This is a genomic window from Amycolatopsis sp. A1MSW2902, from assembly GCF_017312175.1.
In the GTDB taxonomy this organism is placed as follows: Bacteria; Actinomycetota; Actinomycetes; order Mycobacteriales; family Pseudonocardiaceae; genus Amycolatopsis; species Amycolatopsis nivea.
This window is the reverse complement of sequence record NZ_QJPO01000001.1, coordinates 7,662,988-7,677,165: the sequence shown is the minus strand read 5'-3', so window position 1 is coordinate 7,677,165 and position 14,178 is coordinate 7,662,988. Positions and strand designations below refer to the sequence as shown.

Annotated in this window: 14 protein-coding genes; 10 read left to right on the top strand and 4 right to left on the bottom strand. The window is 69.3% G+C overall.

What is annotated here, in order from left to right:
* Nucleotides 1-14: 14 nt before the first annotated feature.
* On the top strand, nucleotides 15-803 hold the full coding sequence (locus DMP23_RS35810) for a lysozyme (protein WP_240014529.1): 789 nt from the start codon (nucleotides 15-17) through the stop codon (nucleotides 801-803).
* 46 nt (nucleotides 804-849) lie between these two features.
* Here the strand turns inward: DMP23_RS35810 and DMP23_RS35805 are convergent, their stop codons facing one another.
* Nucleotides 850-984, bottom strand: a complete 135-nt coding sequence (locus DMP23_RS35805; protein ID WP_255443103.1) for a hypothetical protein — start codon at nucleotides 982-984, stop codon at nucleotides 850-852.
* Between DMP23_RS35805 and DMP23_RS35800 the strand changes: the two genes are divergently transcribed.
* The 4 genes from DMP23_RS35800 (at nucleotide 977) to DMP23_RS35785 (ending at nucleotide 4,515) form a co-directional block, all read left to right on the top strand.
* Nucleotides 977-1,867, top strand: a complete 891-nt coding sequence (locus DMP23_RS35800) for a lysozyme (protein ID WP_337823685.1) — start codon at nucleotides 977-979, stop codon at nucleotides 1,865-1,867. The two genes, DMP23_RS35805 and DMP23_RS35800, sit on opposite strands and share 8 nt — an antisense overlap.
* A 189-nt stretch (nucleotides 1,868-2,056) precedes the next feature.
* Nucleotides 2,057-2,896 carry a hypothetical protein gene (locus tag DMP23_RS35795; RefSeq protein ID WP_134727631.1) on the top strand — a complete coding sequence of 280 codons (840 nt, stop codon included), beginning with the start codon at nucleotides 2,057-2,059 and terminating at the stop codon, nucleotides 2,894-2,896.
* A gap of 4 nt (nucleotides 2,897-2,900) precedes the next feature.
* Entirely contained in the window at nucleotides 2,901-3,836 is a 936-nt protein-coding gene (locus DMP23_RS35790; RefSeq protein ID WP_337823684.1) for a pentapeptide repeat-containing protein, read from the top strand.
* A 16-nt stretch (nucleotides 3,837-3,852) separates the two neighbouring features.
* Nucleotides 3,853-4,515: a nitroreductase gene (locus DMP23_RS35785; RefSeq protein WP_337823683.1), complete on the top strand. Its 663-nt coding sequence runs from the start codon at nucleotides 3,853-3,855 to the stop codon at nucleotides 4,513-4,515.
* Between the two features lie 36 nt (nucleotides 4,516-4,551).
* Here the strand turns inward: DMP23_RS35785 and purL are convergent, their stop codons facing one another.
* Complete coding sequence (gene purL / locus DMP23_RS35780; protein WP_337823682.1) at nucleotides 4,552-6,834, bottom strand: phosphoribosylformylglycinamidine synthase subunit PurL; 2,283 nt, start codon at nucleotides 6,832-6,834, stop codon at nucleotides 4,552-4,554.
* Nucleotides 6,835-6,967: 133 nt separating this feature from the next.
* On the opposite strand from purL, the gene DMP23_RS35775 reads away from it, so the two are divergent.
* The 4 genes from DMP23_RS35775 to DMP23_RS35760 all read left to right on the top strand — a co-directional run bounded on the left by DMP23_RS35775 (nucleotide 6,968) and on the right by DMP23_RS35760 (nucleotide 12,319).
* A complete protein-coding gene (locus DMP23_RS35775; RefSeq protein WP_167753951.1) occupies nucleotides 6,968-8,602 on the top strand; it encodes an ABC transporter ATP-binding protein in 1,635 nt (544 codons plus the stop codon).
* Nucleotides 8,599-10,341, top strand: coding sequence for an ABC transporter transmembrane domain-containing protein (locus tag DMP23_RS35770; RefSeq protein WP_043834678.1), 1,743 nt, complete (start codon nucleotides 8,599-8,601; stop codon nucleotides 10,339-10,341). The genes DMP23_RS35775 and DMP23_RS35770 overlap by 4 nt, the downstream gene beginning before the upstream one ends.
* 106 nt (nucleotides 10,342-10,447) lie before the next feature.
* Nucleotides 10,448-11,797, top strand: coding sequence for an outer membrane protein assembly factor BamB family protein (locus DMP23_RS35765; protein WP_337823681.1), 1,350 nt, complete (start codon nucleotides 10,448-10,450; stop codon nucleotides 11,795-11,797).
* Nucleotides 11,798-11,899: 102 nt separating this feature from the next.
* Nucleotides 11,900-12,319, top strand: a complete 420-nt coding sequence (locus DMP23_RS35760) for a pyridoxamine 5'-phosphate oxidase family protein (protein WP_037808689.1) — start codon at nucleotides 11,900-11,902, stop codon at nucleotides 12,317-12,319.
* 51 nt (nucleotides 12,320-12,370) lie between these two features.
* Here the strand turns inward: DMP23_RS35760 and purQ are convergent, their stop codons facing one another.
* Nucleotides 12,371-13,048, bottom strand: a complete 678-nt coding sequence (gene purQ / locus DMP23_RS35755) for a phosphoribosylformylglycinamidine synthase subunit PurQ (RefSeq protein ID WP_337823680.1) — start codon at nucleotides 13,046-13,048, stop codon at nucleotides 12,371-12,373.
* The gene (gene purS / locus DMP23_RS35750) at nucleotides 13,045-13,284 is read right to left on the bottom strand and encodes a phosphoribosylformylglycinamidine synthase subunit PurS (protein WP_037808692.1); all 240 of its coding nucleotides are present in this window, start codon (nucleotides 13,282-13,284) and stop codon (nucleotides 13,045-13,047) included. The genes purQ and purS overlap by 4 nt, the downstream gene beginning before the upstream one ends.
* A gap of 190 nt (nucleotides 13,285-13,474) precedes the next feature.
* On the opposite strand from purS, the gene DMP23_RS35745 reads away from it, so the two are divergent.
* Nucleotides 13,475-14,146 (top strand): hypothetical protein, encoded by a 672-nt coding sequence (locus tag DMP23_RS35745; protein WP_337823679.1) that lies wholly within the window; start codon nucleotides 13,475-13,477, stop codon nucleotides 14,144-14,146.
* The last annotated feature ends 32 nt before the right edge of the window (nucleotides 14,147-14,178 follow it).

Sequence of the window (14,178 nt, the reverse complement as noted above, 5' to 3'; positions counted from 1 at the left end):
AGCGTCATCTGCTGCTGCGCTGGAGCGCGGTTCTCTTCGCCGGGATCACCGGCACGTCCCTGTGCGAAACGGCGCAGGCGGCGCCGAGCTACGCCGGGGCCGCGGACAACTACGCCGGTTCGCAAATCGCGAAGCACGAAGGCGTTCTGGGAGCGCCGAACATCTCGTACACGACACAGGACCAGTACCTCGGCCACGACGTCAGCGGACACCAGGGCCCGGTCGACTGGCCCGCCGCGGCGGGAGCGGGCGCGAAGTTCGTGTACGTGAAAGCGACCGAGGGCACCGGGTTCGTCAGCGGGCAGTTCGCCCAGCAGTACAACGGTTCCTACCAAGCCGGGATCGTCCGCGGCGCCTACCACTTCGCGCGCCCGGACGTGTCCGACGGCGCCGCGCAGGCCAACTACTTCCTCGCGCACGGCGGCGGCTGGTCGGCCGACGGCAAGACGCTGCCCGGTGCACTCGACATGGAATACAACCCCTACGGCGAAACGTGTTACGGCAAGGACGCGAACGGGATGGTCGCGTGGGTCCGCGCGTTCTCCGACACCTATCGCGCCCGCACCGGACGGCTGCCGACGATCTATACGTCGACCAGCTGGTGGAAACGCTGCACCGGAAACAACCCTTCTTTCGGAGGGAATCCGCTCTGGATCGCGCGCTATAACTCCTTCATCGGCGAACTCCCCGCGGGCTGGGGACAGCACGCCATCTGGCAGTTCTCGAACAGCGGCGCCCTGCCCGGCGACCAGAACTGGCTCAACGGAACCCAGTCAGCCCTGCGCAATCTGGCATTCGGGTGAACGTTCGTGACGCGGTCACGAATTAGTCATCACCGCTCGATGAAAATCACCCACTCGCCCATTCATCTTCACGGAACTTGATGACAAACGACGATTCGTCCTCAAGAATCTCCCCCGTGGCGGCTACCTGCACATAGCCGCCCTCCGCGAGGGTATCTGTGAAGGGATCGACGATGTCCACTTCCCGAAGAGGGCGGCGCGGCGCGCTGCTTTCCGCTCTGACCGTCCCGGTTGTCGCGCTCCTGCTCGGCGCTTCGACCGAGGCGACCGCCGCCCCGGCGGCTTCCCCGCTTTCCGCGCGGGAGATCAACTCCGTCAACGCCGACATCCAGGCGAACAACCACACCATGGGGTCGCAGATCCGGCGCGTCGAGGGGGATCACTCCACTCCCGAGACGAAAGCCGCCGCACAGCTTCCGCAACCTGCCGCCGCGCTGCCGAACCAGGTGGCGGCCACCGTCGCGGGCATGGACGTCGCCAGCTACCAGGGCAACGTCAACTGGGCCAACTGGTGGGGCCAGGGCAAGCGATTCGTCTGGACCAAGGCGACCGAGAGCACGAACTACACGAACCCGTACTTCGCCCAGCAGTACAACGGTTCCTACAACCAGGGCTTCATCCGCGGCGCCTACCACTTCGCCACCCCGAACACCTCGAGCGGCGCGGCGCAGGCGACCTACTTCGTCGCGCACGGCGGCGGCTGGTCAGGGGACGGCAAGACGCTGCCCGGCGCGCTGGACATGGAGTACAACCCCTACGGCGCGACCTGTTACGGGCTGAGCAAGGCGTCGATGACGGCGTGGATCAAGGACTTCCACGACACCTATCACGCGAAAACGGGCCGCTGGCCGGTGATCTACACGTCGACGAACTGGTGGAACCAGTGCGTCAGCGGCGATTTCTCCAGCACCGCGCCGCTGTGGGTCGCGCGGTACGCGTCCTCGGCCGGAACCCTTCCGTACAACTGGGGCTACTACACCGTGTGGCAGTACACCTCGAGCCCGCTGGACCAGGACACGTTCAACGGCGCCTACGACCGGCTGCAGGCACTCGCCAACGGCTGACCTGAGGGCGCGCACGGACGCGGCTCCCGGTTCTCCCCTCCTCCTGCCGGGCGGGGCGGCCGGGAGCCGCTTTTGTGCGAGCTTTGCCCGCCTTGCACAATGCAGACCTGGGGCGGAGACGGAACCGCCTGGGCCGGCGGGGCGTCAGACCGCGGCGCGAGTCGGTGCAGCAGGAAGGCGGAACCGGACATGACTTACCCACCGCAGCCCGGACAGGGCGGGGACCCCTACGGCCAGGGCTGGCAGCAGCCCGGCTCGGGCGGGGTGCCGCAGCAGCCGGGGTGGGACCCCAACCAGGCCCAGCAGCCGGGCGGATACCCGAACCCCCAGCAGCAGCAGCCCGCCTGGGATCCGAACGCCCAGCAGCAGCAGGGTTGGGACCCGAACGCTCAGCAGCAGTACCCGGGGTACCAGCAGCAGCCGTACGGCGGCACCCAGCAGTTCCCGCAGCAGGGCTGGGACCAGGGGCAATACCCGGGCGGACCGGGCGGCGAGCCGCCGAAGAACAACAAGACCGGCCTGTGGATCGGCATCGCCGTCGCGGTCGTCGTGGTGGTCGCGCTCGGCATCACCGGGTTCGTCGCGCCGGGGTTCTTCCTCAGCAAGGACGACAAGGGCACCACGCAGGCGCAGCCGCCCGCCCCGGCCCCGTCGCAGTCGTCGGAGGCTCCGCTGCCGAGCGACTCGTCGTCGCCGTCCACGGATTCGAGCGACGACCCCGATTCGGGCGGCGCGTCGGGCGAGGCGAAGCAGGTCATCGACGACTTCCTCGCGAAGCTCAACGCCAAGGACGCGGCGGGCGCGACCGCGATGGCCTGCCAGGGCACCGAGAGCATGTCGAAGCGCAGCATCGACGAGACCACCAGCGGCGACCCGCAGCTCACGCTGAGCAAGGTCACCCCGGGCAGCGCCACGACGAGCGCCCGGATCACGGGCAAGCTGTCGGGCAAGGACGCCAGCGGCACGATGGTCATCATGAACCGCAGCGGCGGCTACTGCGTGGGGCTGTACCTGATCCTCGCGTTCTGACCCGGTGCGCTCGCCGCTGCTGTGGACGTTGATCGCGTCCGTGGCACTGCTGTGCGGGGTCGGCGGCTGGTTGCTCGCCGACCCCGCGACAAGCCGTAGTGAAGCGTTGAAAACGGCCGGTCTCGCCGGTGGCGCGGTCGTGGCGCTGTACGCATTGTGGCTCAACGATCGCCGCCGCCGCGTCGAGGAGGCGCGGCAGGTGATCGAGCAGCAGCGGCACGACGTCGACCGCGAGCGGATCTCCGACGAGCGGTTCGCCAAGTCGGTCGAATTGCTGGGCCACGAGGCCGATCAGGTGCGGGTCGGCGCGTTGCACGCGCTGGCCGGGCTGGCGCGGACGCGGCCGGAGTATCGGCAGACCGTGCTCGATGTGCTGTGTTCTTATCTGCGGCGGCCGTTCATGCACGGCCGCTATGACAATGATGAAGTTACGCCCGAGCAGGAACGCGAGCTGCAGGTGCGGCTCACCGCGCAACGGCTGATCCGGGATCTGCTGCCACCGTCCGATGTGGACGGACCGGGTCCGGACCTCGATCTGACCGGCGCGGTGCTGGAGTATTTCGACCTTTCCCGCCGTCGAATCGGCGGCCTGCTGTTGCGGCACGCTTCGCTGTACAGCAGCACGAATCTCAGCGGCTCTGTCTTCACCGGGCAGGCTTATTTCACCGCAGCGGGCACGGGTCCTGGCCGCCTGGTGGGCGTTTTCCGTTGCCGCAACGCGACTTTTCTCGACCGGGCCTGGTTCTCCGGTACCGAATTCTCGGAACGGGCCAATTTCTCCCACACCACGTTCGCCGGTCCGACCACCTTCAAGGGCGCGACCTTCGCGAAGGAAGTCCTTTTCGACGGGGCAGCGTTCTCCGGTCCGGTGGAGGCAGCGCTGCCGGACGGTTGGAAGCTGGATCCGCAGAATGGCGGCTATGTCGCGGTGCCGATCTGAGTAGCATCAAGAAACCGTGGACGTCTACGAAGCGGTGCGTTCCCGGCGGTCCGTCCGCGGCTTCCTCGGCAAGCCAGTACCCGGCGAAGTCCTGACCCGAGTCCTCGCCACGGCCTTGCGCGCCCCGTCTGGGGGAAATCTGCAGCCGTGGCGGGTTTACGTGCTAACCGGCGCGAAGCTGGCCGAGCTGAAATACCTGGTCGGGCAGCGCATCGCGGACGGCGACACCGGCGATCCGCCCCAGGTGCTGCCCTATCCGCAAGCCTTGCCCGAGCAGTACGCGCGGCGGATCGAGGAGCTGGGCGCGCTGCGCTACGGCGCGGTCGGGGTCGCGCGGGAGGATTACACGGGCCGGGAGCGGGTCCGGGTTCGGAATTGGGACTGCTTCGGTGCTCCGGTCGCGCTTTTCTGCTACTTGAACGAGCAGATGCTTCCCCCGCAATGGCTGGACGCGGGGATGTTCCTGCAGACCGTGATGCTGCTGCTGCGCGAGGAAGGGCTCGACAGCTGCGCGCAGATCGCGTGGGGCCGGTACCACCGGAGCGTCACGGAGATCGCGGAGCCGCCGCCCGGATATGTCCTCGGCTGCGGCATGTCGATCGGGTACGCGGATCCCGATGAGCCCCGGCCGGCGATTCCGCGGGCAGAGCTGGCGGAGGTGGTCACCTTCCGCTCGTGAGTGCCGGCACCGGTCCGCGCCGGCACTCACGAGGGCTCAGTCGAACAGCGCCGGAAGGGTCTTCTCCCAGGTCTCGCGCAGTTCTTCAAGGGAGAACTCGGTGACGCCCTGGATTTCCAGCGTCCCGGAATCCGGGTCGACGACGCCGGTCTTGCGCCACGGCAGGCCGCGCGCGGTGCACATCTCGGTGAACCGCAGCTCCTCCGTGCGCGGGACCGCCACCAGCACGCGGCCGGACGACTCGGAGAACAGTTGCACGAACGGGTCCTGGTCGCGGTCGAGGAACACCCGGGCTCCGCACTGTCCAATGAGGACAGTCTCGGTGAGCGCCTGTGCCAGACCGCCGTCGGCCAGGTCGTGCGCGGCGGAGATCATGCCGTCGCGCGAACCGGCGACCAGGACGTCGGCCAGCAGCTTCTCGCGGGCCAGGTCCACGCGGGGCGGGACGCCGCCGAGGTGCCCGTGCAGTTCGCGGGCCCAGGCCGAACCGTCCAGCTCGTCGTGGGTGTCGCCGAGCAGCAGCAGCGTCTCGCCTGCTTCCGCGCCGATGCCGGTGGGGATGCGGCGGGTGACGTCGTCGATCACGCCGAGCACCGCGATCACCGGGGTCGGCAGGATCGCCGTGTCGCCGGTCTGGTTGAAGAAGCTGACGTTGCCGCCGGTGACCGGGATGCCCAGCTCGACGCACGCGTCGGCGAGACCGTGCACGGCCTGCTCGAACTGCCACATCACGCCCGGGTCGGTCGGGGCGCCGAAGTTGAGGCAGTCGGACACCGCGACCGGGGTCGCGCCGCCGGTGGCGACGTTCCGGTACGCCTCGGCCAGCGCGAGCTGCGCGCCGCGGTACGGGTCGAGGTAGACGAACTTCGCGTTGCAGTCGGTGGCCACCGAGACGCCGCGGTTGCTCTCCTCGTCGATCCGGATCATGCCGGAGTCGGACGGCTGGGACAGCACCGAATTGCCGCGCACGTAGCGGTCGTACTGCGCGGTCACCCATTCCTTCGACGCCTGGTTCGGCGACGCGATGAGCTTCAGGAAGTCCGCGCGCAGTTCCTCGGGCGTCGACGGGCGCGGGAGCTTTGCGGAGGTGTCGGCGACGAGGCCGTCCTGGAACGCCGGGCGCTCGATCGGGCGGTCGTACACCGGGCCCTGGTGCGCGACGGTGTGCGCGGGCACGTCGACCACGATCTCGTCGTTCCAGGTGATGACGAGGTGCTCGCCGTCGGTGACCTCGCCGATGTCGGTGGCGATGACGTCCCACTTGGCGCAGACCGCCATGAACGCCTCGACGTTCTCCGGCGAGACGACCGCGCACATGCGCTCCTGCGATTCGCTGGAGAGCACCTCGGCGGGCGTCATCCCGGTGGCGCGCAACGGAACCCGGTCGAGGTAGATGTGCATGCCGCCGTCGCCGGCCGCGGCCAGCTCGGACGTGGCGCAGGAGAGCCCGGCCCCGCCGAGGTCCTGGATGCCGACGACCAGCTTCTCGCGGAACAGGTCGAGACAGCACTCGATGAGCACCTTCTCGGTGAACGGGTCGCCGACCTGCACGCTGGGCAGCTTCCGCCGCCCGGACGCGGATTCGTCGCCGGAGAAGGTGTCGCTGGCGAGCACGGACACGCCGCCGATGCCGTCGAGACCGGTGCGCGCGCCGAACAGGATGATCTTGTTGCCCGAACCGGAGGCGAACGCCAGGTGCAGGTCCTCGGTGCGCATCGCCCCGACGCACAGCGCGTTGACCAGCGGGTTCCCCGCGTAGGAGGGGTCGAAGACCAGCTCGCCGCCGATGTTCGGCAGGCCGAGGCAGTTGCCGTAGCCGCCGACGCCCGCGACCACGCCGGGGAGCACGCGCTTGGTGTCCGGCGCGTCGGCCGGGCCGAAGCGCAGCGCGTCCTGCACCGCGAGCGGCCGCGCGCCCATCGCCATGATGTCGCGCACGATGCCGCCGACGCCGGTGGCCGCGCCCTGGTACGGCTCCACATAGGACGGATGGTTGTGGCTTTCCACCTTGAAGGTGACCGCCCAGCCGTCGCCGATGTCGACGACGCCTGCGTTCTCGCCGATGCCGGCCAGCATCTTGGCCTTCATCTCGTCGGTGGCGGTTTCGCCGAAGTAGCGCAGATGCTTCTTCGAGGACTTGTAGGAGCAGTGCTCGCTCCACATCACCGAGTACATCGCGAGCTCGGCGTCGGTGGGCCGGCGGCCGAGGATTTCCCGGATCCGCGCGTACTCGTCTTCGGCGAGGCCGAGTTCGACGTACGGCTGGCTCGTTTCCGGGGTCGCCGCGGCCACTGCGGTGGTGTCAACTGTGCTGGTCACGGTATCCGTGTCAGGGTTCGCCACGGCCTTAAGACTACGTGTCGGCCGGGTCACACCCACAGCCGCCCAGCCTGCTCGCGCGGGGCATAAATGAGTCGCGCCGGAGCGTCCCGGCGGCTTAGCGTCAATGATCGTGCTTTCCGCCACGTACCGCTTCCCCGACATCCGGCTCCCGGAACGTCCGACGCCGGTCCGGTATCTGCTGGCGGTCCTGCGCGCACGGCCGGGGCTCGTCCTCGCCGCGATCGTCACCGGGGCCGGCTGGTCGCTGCCGAGCGCCCTGCTGCCGCTGGTGATCGGCCGGGGCGTCGGGGCGATCGCCGACGGCGACTCGTCCGCGCTGTGGCGCTGGGCGCTGCTCGCGGGCGTGCTCGGCGTGACGCAGGCGCTGCTCGGCACCGGGCTGCACTTCGCGTCGTACGGCATGTGGATCCACGGCGCGGGCTCCACCCAGCGCCTGGTCACCGACCACACGACCCGGCTCGGCGCGTCCCTGCGCGACGCCACCACCACCGGCAACGTTGTCGCGGTCACGTCGTCGGACATGAACTGGGTCGGCAACGCGTTCGAGGTCATCGGCCGCACGTTCGGTTCGATCGTGGCGTTCGTGGTCATCGGGATCGCGATGCTCGGCACCTCGCCGGTGCTGGGCACGGTCGCGCTGGTCGGCGTCCCGCTCGCGGTGCTCGGCATCGGTCCGCTGCTCGCGCCGCTGCAGAAGCGGAAAACCGCGCAGCGGGAGAACCTGAGCGAGGTGAACGCACTCGGCGCGGACATCGTGTCCGGGCTGCGGATCCTGCGCGGCGTCGGCGGCGAACGGCGATTCCTCGCCCGGTTCCGCGACGCGAGCCAGCTGGTGCGGCGCTCCGGCGTCGAGGTCGGGCGCAGCGAATCCTGGCTGGCGGGCGCGGAGGTCTTGCTGCCGGGGCTGGTCACGGTGGCGATCACCTGGCTGGGCGCGCGGCTCGCGCTCGACGGCACGATCAGCGTCGGCGAACTGGTGGCGTTCTACGGCCTTTCGGCGTTCCTGGTGGTGCCGGTCGCCACGGCGACCGAACAGGTCAGCTCGCTCAGCTCGGGCCTGGTCGCGGCGCGCAAGGTGTGCGGGCTGCTGGCCCTGCGGCCGAAGCTCGCCGAGCCGGTGTCGCCGCTGCCGCTGCCGGACGGTCCGCTGGAACTGGTGGATACCGCCAGCGGCATCCGGATCGCGCCGGGCAAGCTGACCGTCGTCGATCTTGGTGCCGAGGCGGAAGCGATCGCCGCGCGGATGAGCCGGTTCGCCGACGCGGACGAGGGCGAACAGGTGCTGGTCGGCGGAGTGCCCGCGGATCGCGTCGCGCTCGCCGAACTGCGCAGGCGCGTGGTGTACGCGCACAACCAGGACCTGTGGTTTTCCGGGGTGCTGCGTGATCAGCTGACCCCGGAGCACCCGCGCGGGGTCGACATCTTCGCGGCGCTGCACGCGGCGGACGCCGAGGACATCATCGAGGCCCTGCCGCGCGGCGTTGACGAGCTGATCGGCGAACGCGGCCGCGAGGTGTCCGGTGGGCAGCGGCAGCGGTTGAGCCTCGCCCGCGCGCTGGCGATCGACCCCGACGTGCTGCTGCTCGACGAGCCGACGTCGGCGGTCGACGCGCACACCGAAGCCCGGATCACCCAGCGCGCCAAAGAATTGCGGACCGGCAGGACCACGGTGGTGTTCAGCCAGAGTCCACTGTGGAGGAACGTGGCCGACGAGGTCGTGCACGGAAAGGCAGTGACGGTATGACGACGCGGCTCCCGCTGGCGTCGAAACGCGAAGTGCGGCGCTGGGCGAAACGCGTGGCGGTCGAGCACCGGCGCGAGTTTTCCGTGATGCTCGGGCTGTTCTGTCTGGCCACCGTGGTCGGGCTGGCCGGGCCGCAACTGCTCGGCAGGCTCGTGGACGGCGTGGTCGAGCACGGCACGACGCTGCGGGTCGATCTTCTGGCCGTGGCGTTCGTGGCGGTGCTCGTGCTGCAGGCGTGGGCGAGGAAGGCGGCGCGGCTGCGCGGCCGGATGTTCGGCGAACGGGTGCTCGCGCAGACCCGCGAACGGTTCGTCACGAACGCGCTCGGCCTTCCGCTGGGCACCGTCGAGGCGGCCGGCACCGGCGACCTGCTCAGCCGGGCGACCAGCGACATCAACCGGCTGGACGTCGCGGTGCGGTTCGCCGCGCCGGAAATCCTGATCGCCGCGGTGACGGTGCTGTTCACCACCATCGCGATGATCGTGACGTCGCCGCTGCTCGCGCTGGCCCTGCTGGTGGCGATTCCGATCCTGGTGCCGGTGAACATCTGGTACCAGCGGAAGATCCCGAGCGCGTTCGCGTGGATGCTCGACCGCTGGGGCGACCTGCAGTCGACCACCCACGAGACCGTGGAGGGCGCGCGGACCTCGGAGGCGCTCAGCCTCACCGAACGGCGGGTCCGCGCCGGACATCACGCACTCGACCAGGCGACGCTCGGCGAACGCCGGATGCGCGCGCTGCAGATGCGCTGGCTCCCGTCTCTCGAGATCAGCTACGTGCTGCCGATCGCGGCGCTCCTGCTGCTGGGCTTGTTCGCCTACAGCCAGGGCTGGGCCGGGCTCGGCACGATCACGACGATGCTGGCGTACGCGCAGGCGATGACCGCTCCGCTCAGCGAGGCGCTGTTCTGGCTGGAGGACTTGCAGGTCGCGATAGCCGCGACGCGCCGGATCATCGGCGTGCAGCCTGCCGAATCGGCGGACAAGGTCGCCGACGTGCCGCGCGGACGCGACATCGAGGTGCGCGACGTCCGGTTCGGCTACACCTCAGACCGCGAGGTGCTGCACGGCATCAGCCTGAGCGTGCCGCGAGGGGAACGGCTGGCGATCGTCGGACCGTCCGGTGCGGGCAAGTCGACGCTGGGCAGGCTGCTGGCCGGGATCTCGGCGCCGACCGCGGGTTCGATCCGGGTCGGCGGCACCGAGGTGTCGACGCTCGCGGACGACGTGCTGCGCGGCGAGGTGCTGCTGCTGACGCAGGAACACCACACGTTTTCCGGGACGCTGCGGGAAAACCTGGCCCTGCCTGCCCGGCGCGGCGGCGGGGACTGGACCGACGAGGAACTGCTGGACGCGCTCGCGTCCGCCGGCGCCGCGGAGTGGGCGGCCGGACTGCCGGACGGGCTGGACACCAAGCTCGGCTCGGGCGCGTACGCGGTTCCGGCCGGTCTCGCGCAGCAACTGGCGCTGGCCAGGGTCGTCCTGGCCGACCCGCACACGCTGGTGCTGGACGAGGCGACGTCGCTGCTGGACACCGGTTCGGCGCGCGAGCTGGAACGGTCGCTGAACGCGGTGCTCGAAGGCCGCACGGTGATCGCGATCGCGCACCGGCTGCACACGGCCGCGGCGGCGGACCGGGTCGCGGTGGTCGAGGGCGGCACCATCACCGAACTCGGCCCGCACCAGGACCTGATCGCGGCGGGCGGCCCGTACTCGCGACTGGTCGCGGCGGCAAGCTGAAGCGCGATTCCCGGACGACAAATCCGAAGCGGTGAAAACCGTGGCGGAACTTTGGGGAATCAAATTTCCCCAAATACACTACCCGCATCTAAGGGGGGAGCGGGTCGTGACTGACAAAAAGGGTGGCCGGCGGGCCTTCCTCGGAATCTCGGCATTTCTGGCAGCCGTGGTGATCGCGGCGATCGTGGTACCGCTCGCGCTCAACAGCGGCACGGTGTCCGGTCACGCGATCGCGGTGTCCCAGCCAGGTCCGTGGCAGCTGGGAGCGGACCGGGTCCCGCCGTACGACAACGGCATCGATTCCTGGGTCGTGGGCGACGATCTGGTGCTGGTGAACGACACCTATGCGGTCGCGTACGCACGGAGCGACGGAAAGGAACGTTGGCGGATCCCTTCCCCCGCCGGCCATTTCTGCGGGGCGAGCACCTCTGTCGTCGACAATCACATCGCCGTCGGTTATGGGGATCTCTGTTCGAGCGCGGCCGTGCTGGATGTCAACGCGGGAAAGCTGCTGTGGCAGCGGACGATGCCCATCACCTCGTCGGGGAGCCCGTCGCAGGCGAAACTCGACGAGCACGCAGTGCTGGAGATCGTCGGCGGTTCGGTCGTGGTCGTGCACTACCAGCAACTGCTCGGGCTGGACGCGGCCACCGGCGCCGTCCGCTGGTCCGAGGTCACGCCACCGACCGACGAGAAGGTGTACTCGAACTGCATCCCGTCGGACGGGCTGCCGCGGAGCGCGGACTTCGTGCTGCTGTCCCACTGCAGCGCCAAGGACGCCGGCGATAGCTTGTACGTCGCCGTTGCCGTCGATCCCGCGACCGGGAAAACCAAGCAGCACAACGAGTTCGTGAAGAGCAAGTCCTACCTCACGATGGCGTGGGTGAGCGCGTCGCCGCTGGTCGCCTACCTCAACGACGCATCGAAAGGGATGTACGCAACTCTCGACGACTCGCTCGAACCGGTTTCCACCGTCGACGCCGGAGACGCGTTGAACGGCTTCATGGGCGACGACGGATTCGGCTACAGCCTGAGCGGGGCCTCCAATGGCACGTCACATCGACGTTCGCGAGCACTCGTCACGGGCACCACGATGATCGCGCTGACCAGCCCGCAGAAGCCCAACCGCCTCGCCGCGTTCGACCTCCGCACCGGCGCCAAACGCTGGGAAGTCCCGGCGCCCGGCGGCGGCATTGTCGCGGCGCCGCTCGCGGTGGACAACGGGCAGGTGATCGCCGTGGTCTCCGCCGGCCAGGACGGTCCTGATCAGCACATCGTCAAGTTCTCACTGGACACCGGAGCTGTGACACCCGTGCGCACGGTCTCGCTCACGGGTCCCGGCAATCGCAGCTTGGCACCGTGGTTCTGCCGCTTGTTCTGGGCAGACGGGGTCGTTTACGGAGTCCGCGCGATCTACACCGCACAGTCCACGGCACTGGTCTTCCGGCTCGGCTGAGCACGGCCGTCCCGGCCCGAGCCCCGAGACCGGAATGTCCGCCGGGCGTCCGGCGTTGGCCTCAAGCGGATCCTGATCTTCCTAGCCTGGGGGTGACGCCGGATGGCGGTCATGACGGTGGACGAACGAGAGAAGTTCCTCGCGGAGCAGCGGGTGGGCGTGCTGTCGATCGGCCGGGAAGGCGCGGCCCCGCTCGCCGTGCCGGTTTGGTACGACTACGAGCCCGGCGGCGAACTGCTGATCTGGATGGACCGCGGATCGGCGAAGGACCGGGCGATCGAGGCGGCGGGCAAGCTGAGCCTCACGGTGCAGCAGGAAACCCAGCCGTACAAGTACGTGACGGTGTCCGGTCCGGTCGTGGACCGGTCCTCGGCTCCGACGGAGGAACAGGCGCTCGCCATCGCCTCGCGGTACGCGCCCGAGGCCGAGGCGCGGAAGTTCGTCGAGGGCTCGCTGACGGAGAACTCGGTGCTGGTGCGGGTGCGCACCGAGCGCTGGCTCTCCAGCGACCACAGCAAGTAACGCGAAAGGGGCCCCGGGAAGTTTTCCCGGGGCCCCTTTTCGGTGCTTGGCTCAGGCCTTCACGAGCGCGTCGACCGCGCTGTAGAACATGCCGAGGCCGTCGTCGGACGGGCCGGTGAGCGCGTCGATCGCGTGCTCCGGGTGCGGCATGAGACCGACCACGCGGCCGTTCTCGCTGGTGACGCCCGCGATGTCGTTGCGGGAGCCGTTCGGGTTGCCGCCGACGTAGCGGAACGCGACCCGGCCCTCCGCCTCCAGCATGTCCACAGTGGACTGGTCGGCGACGTAGCAGCCGTCGTTGTTCTTGAGCGGGATCAGGATCTCCGCGCCCGCCTCGTAGCGCGTGGTCCACGCGGTGGCGTTGTTGTCCACGCGCAGCCACTGGTCGCGGCACACGAAGTGCAGGCCGACGTTGCGGATCATCGCGCCGGGAAGCAGACCGGCCTCGCACAGGATCTGGAAGCCGTTGCAGATGCCGAGCACCGGCATGCCCTTGTGCGCAGCGTCGATGACCGAGGACATCACCGGCGCGTAGCGGGCGATCACGCCGGCGCGCAGGTAGTCGCCGTAGGAGAAGCCGCCGGGGACGACGACCGCGTCGACGCCCTTGAGGTCGTCGTCGGCGTGCCAGAGCGAAACCGCGTCGGCGTCGGCGTAGCGGACCGCGCGGGCGGCGTCGCCGTCGTCGAGCGTGCCGGGGAAGGTGATGACGCCGATGCGGGCGCTCACGCCTCCACCCGCCGGATGGTCCACTGCTCGATCACCGGGTTGGCGAGGAAGCCCTCGGCCATCTTGGCCAGCGTCTCGTCATCGACGTCGTCGTCGACCTCGAGTTCGAAGTGCCGCCCCTGGCGCACGTCGGCGACCCCGGAGAAGCCGAGCCGCGGCAGCGCGCGCGCCACCGCCTGGCCCTGCGGGTCGAGGATCTCGGGTTTGGGCATGACGTCGACAACGACTCGAGCCACGGCTGGCTGCTCCTTATTTCTGCAGGTCGTGGGTGCACTGGAAGCGTACTTCACTGGCCTGATCGGCAGACAGACCGGTATCGAGGGGGAGACGTGAACCACCCGCCGCAAGGCCCGTATCCGCAGCAGGGCCCTTATCCGCCGCGCGGACCGCAGCAGGGGCCGCCGCCTGGGCAGTTTCAGCGGCTGGGTGACGCCGGGCTTCTTCAAGGAGAAGCTGGACACGACGTCGCAGGGAACGCCGGAACAGCTGGCCCAGTCGGTCGCCAACTCGATCACCGAGCAGACCGGGCTGAATGAGCTGTGGTGCAAGATCCGGTCGAAGCGGTCCTACACCGCCGAGCAGACCTTCCGGAGCGCGAAGGGCGACGCGAAGATCAGCAACGCGGTGCATCTGACCGGCCAGCAGGAGCGCGCGGCGACGATCACCGCCGGCGACCTCACCTACGGGATCGCGATCATCCCCAGCGACAAAGGCTGGTGTGTGCGCGACACCAAATCGGGTGGCGAACCGGCTCCGCTGGCCAGCCTGTCGACGGATCCGAAGCCGCGGCCCCAGGTGAAGAACGGCACGGACGCCGCGACCAAGTTCATCGACGCGGTCAACGCGCGAGACATCCCGGCGGCGCTGTCGGTCATGTGCCGGGACGCGCCGGACACCACTCGCAACGGCACTCAGCAGTGGATTTACGGCGAAACCAAGCTCACCCCGCGCAAGACGGACGTGCTGACCTCCGCGGGCCGGACCATCGTGCACCTCGACACCAAGGTGGACGACGTGACCGGCGAGGGCCGGGTGGAGACCGACGACGACGCCGCGGACGGCGCGTGCGTCACCGTCTTCGATGCCACTTCTGACTGATCGGTTTTCCGGCGACTTGCGCGTAGCGTGAC